Below are 16,745 nucleotides of genomic sequence, written 5' to 3'. Positions count from 1 at the left end.
CTGTCCCTCTGAAAAAAGCAAAAAAGCTATCCAGCCACAGGAGGCGGACAGCTTCTTAGCTCTATATCCTTCCGGCGGTCTGGCGACCTTAGCACACATGCTTTAGGCCCATAACTTTGCGTCCTAGCCTTTCGGCAAGTTTGCCATTTTCAGATTGTCTATGTTTGTATTTACAACATAATCCAGTATAGGACAATTAAGAGTTTCTGTATATCCCTATAGAACTATTTTATTCGGGACTTAGAAACAAAGTCGCATTGCAATAACGCCTTGAGAGAGAATGAAAATAGGACGTTTGTATGGATATGACAGCAATCAGCAAAATATTGCGCACGGCTTCCCATTGATTGTCCGTTAAGTTAGGCAATTGGTTCGCGAATTGATTGGCTGACGAGCGAATGGCTTCCTCCGTCAAAATATCTTGATGCGGATTTTCCTTCAAATGTCCGGAAATATCGAGCAGTTGATCGTTGTTAGCATCCAGTTCTTCAAACATACTGGTATAGGATGCATATAATTGAATAGGACCGACCAAATCGGCCTTCTCATCCTCTGGTTTTTTAAAAACGATCTCAAATAGCTTGCGTATGGATTCAAAATCAAGATTTGACTTTAAATCATCAATAATGAACAATAACGCAGCCTGATTGAGCGAATATTTTTTACCCGCCTTCGGGCAATCGAAATAAGGCTTAAAATCGCGCTTTACCCAATTTTGCATGGACGTTATCGACAGATTCGAATATTCGATCAGTTGACCGAGAGCGGCAATTTCATGTAGCGAAAAACCTTTGAGCTCATTGCCTTTGATCAGCTTCTCAATAATCGGAGGCAGCAGCGTTGACAGAAACGCGGGCAATCCCGTGCCTTTCTCCAAATCGTATTGATGCGTCTTGGTCCATGCGGCTTGCAATACCTGCAGCGGCTTCTGGTTATGCTTCCCGTCTAGCGCAAGCAGCAAGCAAGCCATCTCTTTTCGAGTAAGCGTAAAGGACTCCATTTTCCTTCCTCCTCGCGCTTTCGTCATATGTACCTTTTGTTACAAGTTCATATGAACTCATCATATGCCGGAGAATGACAGTTGTAAAGGCTCGAAAATCAATGAGAATGCGCTTTTCCATCTCGTAAAATCGCTCTAATAGCGCATAAAAGGCTTTTACCGTTTGAAATGGCGTTTGTCATATGCTGTAATCATTCGTTATAGTAGATCATAAGAATACAAAAAATATAAATATAAAAGGGTAGTGAGAAACGAAAATGGGTATAGGATTCAATTTATTCATGATTGCTCTTCTTATTTTATTAACTGCTTTTTTCGTCGCAACGGAGTTTGCCATCATTAGACTTCGCTCCAGTCGGATCGATCAGTTAGTGCTTGAGGGCCGGAAGAACGCGCTTGCCGTTCAACGGGTTACGAGTAATCTGGATGCCTACTTGTCAGCCTGCCAATTAGGTATTACCATCACAGCACTCGGGCTGGGCTGGCTGGGAGAACCAACAGTTGAAAAAATGCTTTTACCCTTGTTTGAGCGTCTGTCCATAAATGATGACATCAGTCATATTCTATCCTTTTTCATTGCATTTATTTCCGTCACATTCCTGCATGTTGTAGTCGGAGAGCTCGCTCCAAAAACGTGGGCGATCCAAAAGGCCGAATTTATCAGCTTTCTTACCGCAAAACCGATTATCTTGTTCCACAAAATTTTATATCCTTTCATTTGGTTGCTTAATGGCTCGGCTAATACGCTAGTCCGCCTTTTCGGACTCAAGCCCGCCACTGAGCATGAAGAAGCGCATTCGGAGGAAGAAATTCAAATTATTCTAAATGAGAGCTACCAAAGCGGAAAGATTAATAATACAGAGTACGGTTACGTGAGCCGCATCTTCGCATTCGATGAGCTGCTCGCCAAGGAAATTATGGTGCCACGCACCGACATGATCTGTTTATACACAAATAAATCGCTTGCCGAGAATATGCAAATTATTCGCAAGGAGCAGTATACGCGCTTCCCCGTTGCGCTTGAGAGCAAGGACAATATCGTCGGAATGATCAACACGAAGCAGCTTTTCTTGGAGTACGAAACGGATCGCGACCTTGATTTCAAGAAGCTGGTTCATCCTGTGTTAAGCGTATCTGAGGTAACGCCTGTCAAAATGCTCCTGAAACGGATGCAGCTTGAACGCGTTCATATTGCCATCCTAGTCGATGAATACGGCGGAACTTCCGGCCTTATTACCATCGAAGATATTCTTGAAGAAATCGTCGGTGAAATCCGTGACGAATTCGATGCAGACGAGCGCAAGGAAATCGAACAGCTAGCAGATAACTGCTACTTGCTTGATGGCAAGGTATCACTCAGCGAGCTGAGCGACCTTACGGGCATGAACTTTGAGGAAGAAGACGTAGACACGGTTGGCGGCTGGCTGTACAGTCAAGTTGCGGACCCTAAACCAGGCAAAGAGCACTTCTATGAAAATTATAAATTCATTATTCGCGAAACAAGCAAAAACCGGATTCGCAAGGTTGAGATGCTCATCGAGCAGCAAGAACAAAGCGTTGAAGGGGAAACGGCATAAGCACATTGCTTGCTCTTAAGTCGCTTCTGGATCATACCGTTCCCGTTCGATACGTAATACAAGGCTAATAAGAAACGAAAAGAACCTTCAACACCTTAATGGCGGTGTTGAAGGTTCTTTTCGCGTGATGTACCATTGGCCGATTCTATTTTTCCCTCCCTGGCAAGCCCCTTCATTGCGGCGGATGGATAAGATTAATGATTTGTGCCATTCGTTCCTGCATCCATTGCTCTGAATGCGACATCGCTTCCTCTAGCGTACATGGTCCAGGCACGATCGAGAAGCATGCTCGCAAGCCAAGCTTCATGGTCGTATTCCGATCGGCTGCAACCGAGCCGCAGACGGCAATAACCGGTATTCCTTGTTTCGATGCCGAGTTGCACACCGTTTCGATAACTTTCCCAGACCCGGTTTGACCATCTATCCTTCCTTCGCCTGTTACGATCCAGTCCGCTCCGCGAATTCGTTCATCGAAGTTAATCCTCGCCATGACAAGCCGTGCGCCAGGCTCCATTACGGCATCTAGAAAGGCAAATAACGCAGCAGAAGTTCCTCCTGCAGCACCGCTGCCAGGCATGTTCGCCACATCCAGCCCTGTATGGGATTCAATCCGTGCCGCATAGTGCAGCAGCGCTCGGTCAAGCAGCTCTACTTGCTCGTCGCTCGCCCCCTTTTGCGGTCCGTAAATACGGGATGCGCCCTGCTGCCCGCATAACCGATTGCGCACATCGCAAGCGATCGCAAATCGGCTTTCGCGTGTACGTGCGTCAAAAGCCGATTCGTCAATGGATTGAAGCCCCGATAAGTGAATCCCGCCTCTTGGAAGCTCAACTCCCTCTCCGTCAAGCAGCTTCATGCCAAGTGCCTGCAGCAGCCCCGCTCCGCCATCGTTAGTCGCACTGCCTCCCAAGCAAATAATAAACTGACGAAAGCCCGCATCCAAAGCGTGACGTATCAACTCACCGGTGCCATAAGTCGAAGCAAGCGCTGGATTCCGCTCATCTTCACGCAATAACAAGAGCCCTGATGCTTCAGCTAGCTCAATGACCGCCGTCACGCCATCCCCCAGTATCCCATATTGGGCTGCTACGCGCCGATGGAGAGGATCATGGACTTCCGTTCCCATGAAATGCCCTCCCGTTGCGCCAACCAGAATCTGCATGGTCCCTTCCCCGCCATCTGCCATCGGTAGAGCAATCAGCTCCGCGCTGGGCAAGACCGAGCGTATGCCTGCTGACATCGCTTGCACCATTTGAAAAGCATTTCCTGAGCCTTTAAAAGAGTCCGGCGCCAATACGATTTTCATTGCTTTCATCCTTCGCACATTTTTTTTAAAAAAAGGCTTGCAATTATATTGGTTTATATGTAATAATACATCTTGTGTTTAACGAATCGCACGTGCCGTTGTAGCTCAACTGGTAGAGCAACTGACTTGTAATCAGTAGGTTGGGGGTTCAAGTCCTCTCGACGGCACCATCTTTTCTCGGGACGTAGCTCAGCTTGGTAGAGCACCTGGTTTGGGACCAGGGGGTCGCATGTTCAAATCGTGTCGTCCCGACCATCCCTTACGAAATACATAGCTGTCATACATAGAACGAAGAAGCTTGATTGCTCAAGCTTCTTTTTTTATATCCGCTTACCCGTTTCCTGAAGCAGCCATGCAATATCCTCAAACCCGCCATCCATCGCATAATCCGCGGCCGTGTAACCCGTCTCGTCCACCTTTAACGGGTCAGCGCCTGCTTGCAGCAGAAGCTTCGTCGATTCCATATCGCCTTCTGACGCAGCTGTCATAAGCGGCGTCCAGCCCGTACTGTCTTGCAAATCCGGATTCGCGTTTGCCTCCAGAAGCAGCTCGACCACATCCACGCTGCCATTAAAAATCGCAATCGTCAATGCCGTCTCTTCATAGGTATGATCGACTAGATTCAGATCCGCTCCCGCATCGATGATGGCGGAACCGCTATCCGTATCATTCAGCTGTGCCGCCCACATAAGCGCTGTCCAGCCCTCATCATCCGCTGCATCGGGATTCGCGCCTGAAGACAGTAATTGCCGGACAAGGTCGGCATCCCCTTCCAATGCTGCGCTAAGCAGCTCTTCTTCATCTGTCTCAGCATTAACATCAAGCTGGCTCATAAAGGTATCAATTGATTTCGAGAAAATGATGCCTGTCGAAATCGAGCCCAGCAATACAAAAACGGCGACCGCCGCAATGATTATTCCGAAGCGTGAAGTATGGAACACGATACTCGATGAGTAGCCGGCGAATTGCTGAAGTGCGTGAATTCGTTTCGGCAGCGGCGGATGGGTGGAGAGCTTCTCGGCAAGCCATACGAAAAAACCTTTTTCATAGCTGCTTTGCAGCAAATACTCTTCCCGGTCGACACGTAGATACAGCGTTTTGCCAATCGCTAATATCGTCAACCCGTTCATCGCCGCCTCCGCATTATTGCCGTAATATGCCGCCATGCGGTCACAGTTATATTCGCATGCCCTTGAATAAGCCTCTCCCAGAAAAGGAAGCCACATCGCCGGAATAATGAATATTTGCTTCATAATATGGTTGCGTTTGATATGGGCAAGCTCATGGGTCAGCACGAAAGTAAGCTCCCTCTCGCCTCCGGATTGAATCAATTCGAACAGATCCGCGTAAAGAACAACCATGTTGCGGCCAAAAAAACGGGAAGCGAACGCGTTTAATATGCCGCTGGACTCCATAACGTATAAATCAGGAACAACCGTGAACCCCATTTTGGCGCATTGCTCTTCCGCAATCGCGAACACTTCGGGAAATTGCCTTGGCGTGATGCGCACGCCGTTAATTCTTATATTCGCCATCATCATTGCTTGGGCTGCCAAAGGTATGACAACAAGAATTGGAATTAAAAACATAAAAATAATAGAAAAAAACAAGCCTAAATAAACAATAATACTGAAAATGAGCGCAAGGACATAATAACGCTCCTCTTTCTGGTGGATCAACATCGGTTCATTGGCATTTGCATTCAACAATAGGCAGCTCCTTCAAAAATAATATCCACATTATACACGATTTCCCATTGTTAATATAGAAGAAAAGGAGCCAGCGCTGCTGCGCGCTGGCTCCAAATGCTTCAACATCTATTGATCCGATTCATCCCATTTTTTAGAATAGGCCTTTTTGGTAATCCACAAAGTCAGCCAAGTCAGCAACGCTACGATTATAGCCGCAAATATCCATACGCCAGCAGGAACGTCCATCCGTATGTACCCCCTTTTATCATATGAATCTATTCTACATGATAAAAGGCTGGCGCGACTGCCATAAACGTTAACAATTTCGCAATTATTGTTTTATGCCGAGGCATTCATCAAAACGAGCCACTGCTTTGTACGAGAATATCGATCGGGTATCGCCCGGCGTTCCGTCCATATAACGCCAACCCGCCTTCATCTGCTGCTAGCTCCAGCTTAAAGCTTCTTGAGGTATTCAGCTTCGCGGTAACAGCGCTCGGGAGTGTGACCTTGCATAAGTACCCGTATGAGCCTGCCTCCTCGAGCTTATTGTTAACGGCCTGATAATGCCATGACAACGCGCCTCGGCTATCTGCCGGATTGTCGCGAAGAATGAAGGACTCAACCAGCTCATCATCGATCAGGATGCTCAGCTTCGCCTCGTGGCGCTCGGAATCCGTCATATAATACGTATTCGGATTGAATTCCGGCTCGTCAAGCGCGCCATGCATATAAGAAATATCATGCTGCTTCTCAATGCTGCCTTCCACGTTGCGCTTCAGCAGCCGTTTGGAGCTGGCTTCAAAGACGAGCTCGATATCATAGATGGCCGCTTGCTCGGACACGGACGGCAGCTCCACGTGATAAGTAAAGTGCCCAGTACCGCCGCCATTCGCCTTGTTGCCTTGGAGTGCATTCCAACTATACGGAAACGTACTCTCAGCATAGCCTGCAGCCGGAATGCTGATCATGCGTCCTTCTGCTGCATACTTGCCATTTGCTGCTTGGCTGCGGACATCAAATGTCACAAAATTTCGGGTAATAACGTTGCCGTCAGCGGTCATTAGGCGGACCGCAAGCACGGATACGGCATCCTGATCCGGCATGATCAAGGAAAGAGCGGTTAAACGCTCCACGCCATACCCCGTCCAGTTAACGGCTTCATTGCCGGATGCTTGAACAATCCGCGTTCCAAGGTTGTCATGCCATAGCTCCCATGACAGGTAAAGCTCTTGGCCGTGATAACGGTCCGCGAAGCTTGAGCCAAGCAGTTCGATATCGATCTGGGCACCTGCTTGCAGCGTCTGGCATGGAGGTGCGTCTATGACGATAAAATCAGGAGCGTGAAGATCGGCAACCGTCATTCCCGGCACGTACCATTCATAGCCGAACAGCTTATCTGACCCGTCTAGACGGTAATACCCGTTATATTCATTGACGACATCGCGGAATTCGGTAAAAACGAAGCCGCACATTTTGTCATGCCGACGGAATTCATTCATCATGTAGCGATAATGCCAAGCAAGGTCGCTCTCTCCCGCTCCGCCATCGATCCCCCACACATTTCCGCATTCGCTGTTCATGAGCGGTGCATCGGATTGCGTATTGCCTCCAATATAATTGAAGGTAGAGCCACGGTATGTTTTTTCTACGACTTCCGTAACATGTGCCCGAAGCTCATTGTAGCCGTTAATGTAGAAATGCCAGGTATTGATATCCGATTCCACATGATCGTAATTGCAAGGCGAATTGTCTTCGATAATGCGCGTTGGGTCAACCTGCTTCGCAAATGTATACATGGAGCGAACCCATTCCTGCGTCTGCGGCAAGAAATTATTCGGATGCGTAACGTCTGTCGTAAGCGACGTCGATTCGCTGTTCGTCTTTAAGCCCCAGGTTTCATTGAACATGACCCAAGAGAAAATTGATGGGTGATTGTAGTCACGGTCAATAATCTCGCGCGCTTCGCTTTCATACGACTGCTTAGCCTGTTCATCCGGGTCCCCCCAGAAGCAGGGCATATCCTCCATTACAAGAATGCCCAGCTTATCGGCCCAATAGAGCTTGCGCGGCTCTTCCGGTTTAATATGAATGCGCACGAAGTTTAAACCAAGCCGCTTCATTAAGTGGATTTCATTTTTCATTTCTTCGTCGGACGGGTAGGTGAAGAAGCCGGTTGGATGGAAAGATTGATCCAGCGTTCCATTCAAGTATACCGGTTTTCCGTTTAACGTAATCCAGCGGTAGCTGCGGTCGCCTACAAGCGCTGTGGAGATTTCGCGAATCCCAAAATATGTGCTGACGCTATCGCTCTGCCCGTTGCTGCTCAGAACAACCTGCCCTTCATATAGATAGGGAGAGTCCGGACTCCATAGCTTCGGAGCTTCAACCTTAAGCACAGCCTCGATGACATTCGTGCCTACGGCAAGCTCGGCTTCAACGACGTGGGTGATGGCCCCTTCAGCGAATGTGAAAGCCAGTTCCGCTAAGCCGCTTTTACTAGCGATGACGGTTGTAACGACTTCAACCGTGCCATCTATGCTTGTATTGAATTTCGAATCTTTAACATAGTTTTGAGGACGAGCCTCCAGCCACACAGGCTGCCAAATGCCGCGAATTTCACCATACCCTTGCTTGCCCCGGGCTTGGTAATCATGATCGTAATCCTCCGCGCGAACGGTAATCTGATTGCTTCCCTTCAAGATCCAAGCATCCGTCACGTCAAATTCAAACGTGCCGTACCCGCCGGAGTGGGAGCCTACTGCAATCCCGTTCACCCACACATCCGATTTGTAATCAACCGCGCCGAATCGCAGAAACAGCCTAGCATCTTTTACATCCGGTACCCAATTCACTTCTCTACCATACCAAGCGATCCCCTTCTCATTGCTGCCAATGCCCGAAAGCGGGCTTGCCCAAGAGAAAGGTACGATAATTTCTGAATCGAATGGCTGCCCCTTGGCCTGATGCCAACCTTCCGTCATGCCTTGATTGCCATGATCAAATGAAAAAGACCAGGCACCGTTCAAATTCAACCAGTCCGCGCGCTGCCAATCTGGGCGGGGATATTCTGCTCTCGGTATGCCTACTTGCGATGCTTGAACCATATTCGTAACCATTCCTATCACACAACCTTTCCAATTTTCAGTACAGGATCAGCATCCATTAAATGTAGTTTAAAGTTAATGATAAATATAAAAATAAACGATTTCGTAACAAGAATACGTCTTCAATCGCTTATTTGTCAACAAAATGTTTGTTTTCTTGCCAATAGTCATCGAGTTGTTAATATTTAAGTTAACTTAAAGTACAACTGACCTTATGCAACAATAAAAAAAGAGCTGTAACCAAACAGCCCTCTCGTAAAATGCTATAGTTTTCTCATCTGGCTCGTTAACACTTCTGAAGTCAGCCAGCGTCGAAATAGGAAAAACAAAAGAATCGAAGGCAAACTTAACCATGCGCCTAGCTGCATGACCTGCATCGCCGACATCTCTCCTCCTGAAAAAGCCAGCTGTTGAAATTGTGCGATTGGCGATTGCTTCTCAGGCTCTGTGATATAAAGATAGGATGGATAATAGCCATTCCATAGCGCGACAAATTGCAGTACACCTAGCGCCAGAAGCGGCTTCCATACCTTCGGGATAAAGAGCGTGAAAAACGCATGCAGCTCTCCTTTTCCGTTTGCCTCGGCCAATTCTTTCAATTCGCTATGCCGTGCATTAAACATACTTTTGAGCACAAATACTGCCGCAAGGTTAAAAAAACCTAAAAATAGCTGCGGGAATATCGTACCTAGCATTCCCAGATTTCGTATGTATAACAATTCGTTAACCATTCCGCTAGACATTACCATCACGATTAACAAAAACAGCTTATATACGCTTCGGCCAGGCAGCCGTTTCACCGTGAGCGGAAAGGCGAGCGTTACCGTCATCAATAAAAAGACAATAACGGCTGCTATATCCACAGCGAGATAGACAATAACATTCCAAAGAGCGGCAATCCCCTTCAAGGACTGTTCGGGATTTCCAGAGCCTGTAAACGGATAAATAATAAGCATATAGATCACAAGAACAACAAGAACGCTATAGAAACCTGCTAATACGATGCCCACTACGTTTCTTTGCGAAGAATTTGCCGCTATTTCGGTTCTATTCACTGTCGTTTGAAACAGCTCATTCAGAAAACGTCCTTTTACCACACGATACGCGGCAAGCGTGAAAACAAGCTGGATGATGAATTGGATGAACCATGCCGCCGACGTGTGACTTGCTTCCATCGACATGATCCCCATTTGTTGATTATAAATATCCAACGTTGCCCCGGTCGACCTCGTCAACGGACTAACGATATTGGTAATAAACTCATGATCTAACGTGAAAATAGTGGAAAGCTGCAGCAGCATAAACGCAGATACGGCTCGAAGCGCCGGAAGTACGTTCATTTGTACATAGCTATTTGAATGGGCTAGAGGCAAATGGCTTGAGCTGGCATGCTTGGATGCAATCGCTGCGAGTGCAATAACGATCGGGATTCCGCATGTTTTGACGCTCTCTGCCACTATGATGATCACCCTAATCCATTCAGTGTCAGCAGCCACAAATGCTTCCAGCGTGAAAAACGGCGAGCTAGTCGGCGAAAGCATGTAGATAACGATATAGGCAAACACTACGGATGGAATGAAATACGGGATGAGAAACATCGTAGCGAATATTCCTCTCAGCTGCTTGGATTTCAAACTGCTCAATGCCAGTGCAAGGATGAACGAAGCAGCACCACTGAGCCATATATAGCTGGTTTTGATTATGATTGTATTCAAAACGACACTGCGGAAATCCGGATTTCCGAATAAATCAAAGTAATGGTCTAATCCCACCCAATCACTTTCAAACATGCCTTGAAATACTTTGTAATCGACCATGGAAAGGATGACCCCATAAACAAAAGGAATAATCTTGAATATTGAGATTAACAGCATCGCAGGCAATACGATTACATAATGCAGCTTGTATTTCCATATCAGCTGCGGAACGCTTGCTTTGTTGCTATGCGGCTTCGTTTCATTTTTCTGAAGATTTGTTGATGTTTGTTGCATGCTGGACCCCTCATTCTTTTCCTAATTTTTTACTAAATTATAAAGTTTATCCGCAACACTGTATAGATACCTATTAATCTCGCTGCTTCAGAACCTATTTGTAGTGTGCAAGCTCCGCGCTGTATAATAGGATAATCAACTTATATGATCGTTAGGAGAAACGCGAATGGACTTCCGATTGGATCTCATTGAAAACAAGGTTGAATTTTTCGAGGCATATGATTTAAAAACATTGGAGCAAAAGATTGATCAGCAAATCGAAAATAATAAAGGCTTGCTGCTAGAGATCCACCATATTAGCCATCATGCCGTATTTCATCCTAAAGCCGAAAAAATGCTCTACAGCGCCGTCGTTCATTTTAAAGCCAAAAAATAATGCCTGCCTCGTCAAAAACCTCCCGGCACTAAGCTGCTGGGAGGTTTCTTTGCTTGCTTATTCAAATGATCATTCAATCCATGCTGAGCGCATTGCTATCGTTATATAAAGCTCTTAAGCGAAGGGGGCCGCCTGACGAGACTAGCCTGCTCGTATGAGTATGCCAGCTTGATCAGCTTCGGCTCCTCGTACGCTCTCGCAGCGAACGTGACGCCAAAGGGCACGCCTTTCGCCGTATAGCCCGCCGGAACGACGATGGAAGGATAACCTGCTCGCGATGTGATTCGCGCGCCGAAATCCGCAGGGAAGAGCAGCGCGTCCAATCCATGTTCCTTCATGGTCGCATCGAGCCCCTCATCCTTGCATAAACGGAGATCCGCTGCCCGATCACGCAAATAAGCCGTTTCTGTCTGCGTGCCTGAAGTCGTCGTTTCAGCAGACAAAAGCGTCGATTGCCCGTACTTCAGCGTCTCGACCGGATGCTCGTTGTTAAACGCGATAATGTCCTTAAGCGTACGTATTTGGGCCCCTGGCGGCAGCTTGGACAAATATGCATTGATCGAGGATTTGAACTCATTCAATACGACCGATGAATATTTGATATCCCTAGCCGTGCGAATATCGGCAGGATCCACAATAACCGCACCCTGCTTTCTCATCACCTCGACAGCATCATTAAATATCGTTAGCTGTTCTTCCGTCAATTCCTCGAAGAAATAATCTCTCGGAATACCTATTCGTGCACCCTCAAGCCCCTTTGAATCAAGAAATTGGCTATAATCGTTCTGCTTATGCCAGATGCTCGTCCCCATCGCTGCGTCTGATTCATCATATGCGATTATGGCATTCAATACATGAACGGCATCCGTAACCGTCCGAGCCATTGGGCCCGCTGTGTCCTGCGAGTTCGACAAAGGCAAGATGCCCGAACGGCTTATTAAGCCAACAGTCGGTTTGATGCCGACGGTCGAGCTTAAGTTGCCAGGGTTCAATATCGATCCCGAGGTTTCCGTTCCAATGGAAGCCATGCAGAAATTGCACGCCACCGCTACGCCTGAGCCGGCACTCGAGCCGCCCGTTGGCGCCGATATATTGTATGGGTTAAGCACTTGTCCGCCACGCGAGCTATAGCCTGATGGCATCCCGTCCGTCATGAAGTTGGCGAACTCCGTCATGTTCACCTTGCCAAGCAGAACGGCACCGGCTTCCCTAAGCTTTTTCACGATAAACGCGTCTTCTCCTGCAAAAGAGCCCGCCAGCGCGAGTGAGCCTGCACTCGTATGCATATGGTCGCCGGTATTGATATTGTCCTTCAGCATGATGGGTATGCCATGCAAAGGCCCTCTCGGTCCCTTCGCTGCACGCTCGTTGTCGAGTGCCGTAGCAATAAACAAGGCATCGGGGTTGAGCTCAAGCACGGAATTAATCGTTAGGCCGTCTTTGTCATGGAAGGCGATTCGGTCAAAATAACGCAAAACGAGGTCGCGCGAAGTAAGCTCGCCTGATTGCAAAGCAGCTTGAACGGATGAGATAGTTGCCTCAACGATTTCCATATCCCTTTTGCCCCTTATATATTCCGAATGTGTGCGCTATGAGCCTAGTATATACTATTTTTTGGCAGCGAACATCTTCTACTTCTATAGTCCCTCATGGAGCAATCGGTTTTATAATAAAAAAAAGAAAGCCCACAGCGGGCTTTCTGTTACTTGCTCTTCCTGCGCTATGCCGCCATTCCGCCTTCGCCTGCAAGCTTCAACTGCTTCCGATAAACGATCTTAGAGATTGAGATGCTGATCTCATAGAGCAAAAATAAAGGTACGATTACGATGATATCCGATAGGATATCTGGAGGGGTAATCGTGATCGCGACGAGCGCCAATATGAAATAAGCAAGCTTCCGCGCTTTGGCGAGCCTATTCGGATTCAGCAGGCCAAGCTTCGTAAAGAACATGACAATGGCCGGCATTTCGAAGAGAAGCCCAAAGGGAACGGTCATATGAATCATGAATGTAAAATAATTGTGGGCCGTATACATCGTTACAAACGATTGAGCAGCCATTTGATTCATGAAATGCAGCACCATTGGGAATAAAATAAAATATCCAAAGCAAATACCGATAATAAATAATACGCTAATACCCGGTATAAACAAAAGTGCGGCGCGCTGCGCCTCCTTCGGAACGGCAGGCGTAACGAACTTCCAAGCCTGATAGGCGGCAATCGGAAGCGTAACCGCTATGGCGACAACGCCAGCGATCATCATATATACCCAAATGACATCAGAAGGCCCTAGCAGAACAAGCTTCTGATCCATATCCCTTACCAACCATTGATAAATATCCTTGACGTAAATGAATGCCGCAGCCATCGCCACTAGGAAAGCCGCAAGCGTGCGTATGAGCCGTGACCGCATTTCATCCAAGTGGCCGATTAAGCTTTGATCGTTCGGATTGACCATCCTATTTGGCGTTCGACGCTGCCGTGTCAGGCGTCTTCTCTTCCTGTCTCTTATCCTCATCTTCACCATTCACGAGGCCGCGTGTTGCCCCTTTGAACTCGCTAAGCGTTCTCCCGAAAGCACGTCCCAGCTCTGGCAGCTTCGATGGTCCAAATATAATAAGCGCTATAATCAGGATTAATACTAATCCTCCGATTCCAATATTGCCAAACGGCATATTCTCAGCCCCATTCCGAGTTAATGGAGCCGCAGGCAAAGCGCCTGCGGCTTCCCGCAAAACAACCTATCCGTTAGCCTAACTTAAATCCGCTAATCGCGACGACCGCGCATCTCGCTTTTTTATCCCCTGCACGGTGCGGCCACAAGCTCGACGGCTTGCTTAAATCCGTCGTATTCTCTCCTGGGTGCTGAACCGATAAAAACAAGGTCTGTTCATCTGGCGTGAAAAACGGTCCCGTAAGCTCGCTCTCAACGGGAGCGGACGCAAATTGCAGCGCCATTGCCTGATCCGGACCGCTTGTCGGGATCACGAATAGGCCGTTGTTCATGAATGATTTATGAACGCCTTTATTTTGACTGCTGCTTGAAATATCCGTGACGACCCACAGATGCCCGTTAGAGTCAAACGCCAAATTATCGGGCGAGCTGAATCCGGATTGCCTGCCGCCTGCGGCAAAAATCTCAAAGTCGAATTCTAGGGCGGCCAAATCGCTGTTTGATTCGAAAATGCGCGTAATATGGCCATGAATATTGCCGTGATTATCGTTGTTTGTATGACAGATAAAGACCGTATTGTCAAAAGGAGAGATTTCGATATCCTCCGGCCGATCGGTTGGCGTTCCGCCAACTAGCAGCGCAGCCTCTTGGCAGAAAGTGACGACATCGCCTTGGGTCTTGAACTTGCTTAGCGCCTCCGGCTTGTCCTTGGCTGCTTTCGTTACCTCCGCAAGCGTAACCGGCATCCACTTCCCGCTCTTCAAGTTGGCGACATAGAGAGTTCCGTCCTCAAGCAGCGCGGAATTAGCCCGACCCTTCAGCTTATCGTATTTACCCTTGCTTATGAATTTGTAGATGCAAGCATCCTTCTTGTCATCCCCCATATACACGACTACCCGTCCGTCCGGAGCCAGTCCCATTGCCGTATTCTCATGATTGAAGCGGCCAAGCGCCGTGTGCTTCTTCAGGTAAGACTTATCAAAGGGATCCACCTCAACAACCCAGCCATAATGCGTTTCCGGGAGTTTGGAAGCAGCAGCAGTCTCTGCGAAGTTTTCCTCGCACGAGAGCACGGTATTCCATAGCGTCACGCCGCCAGAGCAATTCGCAAATGTGCCTACCGCGGTTGTTGCGCCGCCAACAGCCGTGCTGCCTTTTGCTGGACCCGTAAGCTCGAACTTGGTGTAGCCATTGATCCGGCGTGCATACGATGAGGTTTTGTCCATTTTCCAAGTGCCCTTCTCATCGCGGTAAACCTCGATGACAGACATCCCTTGGTAATAGAGATTTTTATGAAGTTGATCAGCCGTCATCTTGCCGTCCTTCACGGGACCTATTGAAAATATCGTGCTGTATTCATGATTATTAACGAGCAGACCTCTAACATTTGAGCCTTTCAGCGGAAAAAACGCGTTATAGTCGCAGCCGGAGCCAAACTTTTCGCCCGCTTCATTAATCACGTCGTCGAATGCGGCTACCACGTCGTATTTGAAGTTTTTAGGCAGCAGCAGCTGGTCTTCCTTGGAGGGGGCAATCGGCTCGAAATAGCCGCTCACGCGATTCGTGTTAAATCCAAACAGATGATCAGCCGTAGAAGACATCGCTGACGCTTTTCCGTTTAACACGCCTAAGCCTGCTGAAGCGGTTGCGAGCGCAGCTGCACCCGTGCCCAAATACGAAAGAAAGGTTTTGCGGTCCATCGTTTTATTCAACTTTTCCACTCCTCATTAATGTGATCCACTCACAGACAAGCATAATAAGGAAATGTTAAGCCACTGTCACCTTAAACTGGAATTATTGTAAACAAGGGAATGATTATCATTCCTGCTTTTGATGCCACGCTCATTAACGTTTCAATCCGAACATGCCCATCCACGTTCAATAGCTTGGCAAGCGTCAAAGCTCCTTACCCGCTAAAGCCCTCCAAATTGCAATCATGCAGCATCCCTGTTATTTTTAAATCAGTTATCTATTTCCGAACAATAGACGGAGGATTGAATAAAGATGCCTTGGTACACGGTTGGAATAGGAATCGCAGGTTTGGCACTTCTGCTAATCGTTCTATTAGCTGCGATCAGCTACTACTTCTATAACATAGCCATTAAACGAAATGCGAAGGATTTTCTTAGCGGCAATCCGGATTTGGTTCAAATTCATAACGTCGGCAACGAAGCAGAAGGCCCCTCTTCGCTAGCGGACGCCGCTGAATCTACGCCGATGGAGGAAACAGGCGCCGAATGGGTCGAGAAGCAGCGCTATGAAACCTTGCGCATTACTTCACATGACGGACTACGCTTAGTCGGTTATTATCTAGCCGCTAAAAAACCGACAAACCATACCGTCATCCTCGCGCATGGCTATTCCGCGCAAGGCAAGGATATGGGCATCATAGCCAAGTTTTATTATGAGAAGTTAGGCTTCAACGTGCTGATGCCTGATGATCGCGGCCATGGAAGCAGCGAAGGAAACTATATCGGCTTTGGGTGGCCGGACCGCAAAGATTATTTGCAATGGATTGGTAGGATGCTCGAGGTGGTTGGTGAACGCGCGCAGATTGCTTTGCACGGCATTTCGATGGGAGGGGCTACCGTGATGATGGTAAGCGGCGAAAAGCTTCCGAAGCAGGTAAAGGCCATCGTGGAGGATTGTGGATATACATCGGTCCATGACCAGCTTCGCTACCAGCTGAAACGTATCTATAAGCTGCCGGCTTTTCCCATTCTTTCAGCGACCAGCTTGTTGACTCGATTGCTTGCAGGCTATCGCTTCAAAGAGGCGTCCGCGCTTAAGCAGCTGGAGAAAAACAAGCTTCCCACGCTTTTTATCCACGGTTCAGAAGATACCTTTGTTCCTGTGGAGATGGTGTGGCGGCTGTATGAGGCCTGTAAGGCAGAAAAATCCTGCTACATAGCTAAAGGCGCTGGGCATGGACTTGCTTATGTTACGAACACGCCAGCATATGAACAAGCGGTTGTCGATTTTGTAGGTCGCCACATGAGAGTTGGCCAATCCCCTGCATGACA

Annotated in this window: 12 protein-coding genes, 2 tRNA genes and 1 riboswitch; of the genes, 5 read left to right on the top strand and 9 right to left on the bottom strand. The window is 47.8% G+C overall.

Annotated elements, in window-relative coordinates; genetic code table 11:
- Nucleotides 1-70 precede the first annotated feature (70 nt).
- A riboswitch (cyclic di-GMP riboswitch) is annotated at nucleotides 71-155 on the bottom strand.
- Nucleotides 156-229: 74 nt separating this feature from the next.
- On the bottom strand, nucleotides 230-1,000 hold the full coding sequence (locus AC0YN3_RS00835; protein ID WP_475773277.1) for a DUF1836 domain-containing protein: 771 nt from the start codon (nucleotides 998-1,000) through the stop codon (nucleotides 230-232).
- A 257-nt stretch (nucleotides 1,001-1,257) separates the two neighbouring features.
- On the opposite strand from AC0YN3_RS00835, the gene AC0YN3_RS00830 reads away from it, so the two are divergent.
- Nucleotides 1,258-2,577 carry a hemolysin family protein gene (locus AC0YN3_RS00830; protein ID WP_475773276.1) on the top strand — a complete coding sequence of 440 codons (1,320 nt, stop codon included), beginning with the start codon at nucleotides 1,258-1,260 and terminating at the stop codon, nucleotides 2,575-2,577.
- A gap of 172 nt (nucleotides 2,578-2,749) precedes the next feature.
- Here the strand turns inward: AC0YN3_RS00830 and AC0YN3_RS00825 are convergent, their stop codons facing one another.
- Nucleotides 2,750-3,883 (bottom strand): glycerate kinase, encoded by a 1,134-nt coding sequence (locus AC0YN3_RS00825; RefSeq protein ID WP_475773275.1) that lies wholly within the window; start codon nucleotides 3,881-3,883, stop codon nucleotides 2,750-2,752.
- A 94-nt stretch (nucleotides 3,884-3,977) separates the two neighbouring features.
- Between AC0YN3_RS00825 and AC0YN3_RS00820 the strand changes: the two genes are divergently transcribed.
- Together AC0YN3_RS00820 and AC0YN3_RS00815 are read left to right on the top strand one after the other, a co-directional pair.
- A tRNA-Thr gene (locus tag AC0YN3_RS00820) sits at nucleotides 3,978-4,053 on the top strand.
- A gap of 8 nt (nucleotides 4,054-4,061) precedes the next feature.
- Nucleotides 4,062-4,138 (top strand) — tRNA-Pro (locus tag AC0YN3_RS00815).
- A gap of 65 nt (nucleotides 4,139-4,203) precedes the next feature.
- On the opposite strand, the gene AC0YN3_RS00810 is transcribed toward AC0YN3_RS00815, so the two are convergent.
- The 3 genes from AC0YN3_RS00810 to AC0YN3_RS00800 form a co-directional block, all read right to left on the bottom strand.
- The gene (locus tag AC0YN3_RS00810; protein WP_475773274.1) at nucleotides 4,204-5,592 is read right to left on the bottom strand and encodes a M48 family metallopeptidase; all 1,389 of its coding nucleotides are present in this window, start codon (nucleotides 5,590-5,592) and stop codon (nucleotides 4,204-4,206) included.
- Between the two features lie 338 nt (nucleotides 5,593-5,930).
- The gene (locus AC0YN3_RS00805) at nucleotides 5,931-8,693 is read right to left on the bottom strand and encodes a glycoside hydrolase family 2 protein (protein ID WP_475773273.1); all 2,763 of its coding nucleotides are present in this window, start codon (nucleotides 8,691-8,693) and stop codon (nucleotides 5,931-5,933) included.
- A 251-nt stretch (nucleotides 8,694-8,944) separates the two neighbouring features.
- Complete coding sequence (locus tag AC0YN3_RS00800) at nucleotides 8,945-10,672, bottom strand: ABC transporter permease subunit (RefSeq protein ID WP_475773272.1); 1,728 nt, start codon at nucleotides 10,670-10,672, stop codon at nucleotides 8,945-8,947.
- Nucleotides 10,673-10,838: 166 nt separating this feature from the next.
- On the opposite strand from AC0YN3_RS00800, the gene AC0YN3_RS00795 reads away from it, so the two are divergent.
- Nucleotides 10,839-11,048 carry a YrzA family protein gene (locus AC0YN3_RS00795; protein ID WP_183563793.1) on the top strand — a complete coding sequence of 70 codons (210 nt, stop codon included), beginning with the start codon at nucleotides 10,839-10,841 and terminating at the stop codon, nucleotides 11,046-11,048.
- A gap of 101 nt (nucleotides 11,049-11,149) precedes the next feature.
- On the opposite strand, the gene AC0YN3_RS00790 is transcribed toward AC0YN3_RS00795, so the two are convergent.
- From AC0YN3_RS00790 to AC0YN3_RS00775, 4 genes are all read right to left on the bottom strand, one after another.
- The gene (locus AC0YN3_RS00790) at nucleotides 11,150-12,601 is read right to left on the bottom strand and encodes an amidase family protein (protein WP_475773271.1); all 1,452 of its coding nucleotides are present in this window, start codon (nucleotides 12,599-12,601) and stop codon (nucleotides 11,150-11,152) included.
- A 167-nt stretch (nucleotides 12,602-12,768) separates the two neighbouring features.
- Nucleotides 12,769-13,506, bottom strand: coding sequence for a twin-arginine translocase subunit TatC (gene tatC / locus AC0YN3_RS00785; protein ID WP_475773270.1), 738 nt, complete (start codon nucleotides 13,504-13,506; stop codon nucleotides 12,769-12,771).
- Between the two features lies 1 nt (nucleotide 13,507).
- Nucleotides 13,508-13,783 (bottom strand): twin-arginine translocase TatA/TatE family subunit, encoded by a 276-nt coding sequence (locus AC0YN3_RS00780; protein ID WP_475773269.1) that lies wholly within the window; start codon nucleotides 13,781-13,783, stop codon nucleotides 13,508-13,510.
- Between the two features lie 13 nt (nucleotides 13,784-13,796).
- Entirely contained in the window at nucleotides 13,797-15,422 is a 1,626-nt protein-coding gene (locus tag AC0YN3_RS00775; protein WP_475774251.1) for a PhoX family protein, read from the bottom strand.
- Nucleotides 15,423-15,726: 304 nt separating this feature from the next.
- On the opposite strand from AC0YN3_RS00775, the gene AC0YN3_RS00770 reads away from it, so the two are divergent.
- Nucleotides 15,727-16,743 (top strand): alpha/beta hydrolase, encoded by a 1,017-nt coding sequence (locus AC0YN3_RS00770; RefSeq protein WP_475773268.1) that lies wholly within the window; start codon nucleotides 15,727-15,729, stop codon nucleotides 16,741-16,743.
- The last annotated feature ends 2 nt before the right edge of the window (nucleotides 16,744-16,745 follow it).

This window comes from Paenibacillus sp. J22R232, from assembly GCF_056269165.1.
Note: the sequence above shows the minus strand (reverse complement) of the source record. Positions and strands in the feature narration are given on the sequence as shown.

Coding starts and splice junctions, on each gene's coding strand:
- AC0YN3_RS00830 (WP_475773276.1), top strand. CDS start 1,258: ATGGGTATAGGATTCAATTTATTCATGATTGCTCTTCTTATTTTATTA.
- AC0YN3_RS00795 (WP_183563793.1), top strand. CDS start 10,839: ATGGACTTCCGATTGGATCTCATTGAAAACAAGGTTGAATTTTTCGAG.
- AC0YN3_RS00805 (WP_475773273.1), bottom strand. CDS start 8,693: ATGGTTACGAATATGGTTCAAGCATCGCAAGTAGGCATACCGAGAGCA.
- AC0YN3_RS00790 (WP_475773271.1), bottom strand. CDS start 12,601: ATGGAAATCGTTGAGGCAACTATCTCATCCGTTCAAGCTGCTTTGCAA.
- AC0YN3_RS00775 (WP_475774251.1), bottom strand. CDS start 15,422: ATGGACCGCAAAACCTTTCTTTCGTATTTGGGCACGGGTGCAGCTGCG.
- AC0YN3_RS00770 (WP_475773268.1), top strand. CDS start 15,727: ATGCCTTGGTACACGGTTGGAATAGGAATCGCAGGTTTGGCACTTCTG.
- AC0YN3_RS00800 (WP_475773272.1), bottom strand. CDS start 10,672: ATGCAACAAACATCAACAAATCTTCAGAAAAATGAAACGAAGCCGCAT.
- AC0YN3_RS00835 (WP_475773277.1), bottom strand. CDS start 1,000: ATGGAGTCCTTTACGCTTACTCGAAAAGAGATGGCTTGCTTGCTGCTT.
- AC0YN3_RS00825 (WP_475773275.1), bottom strand. CDS start 3,883: ATGAAAATCGTATTGGCGCCGGACTCTTTTAAAGGCTCAGGAAATGCT.
- tatC (WP_475773270.1), bottom strand. CDS start 13,506: ATGGTCAATCCGAACGATCAAAGCTTAATCGGCCACTTGGATGAAATG.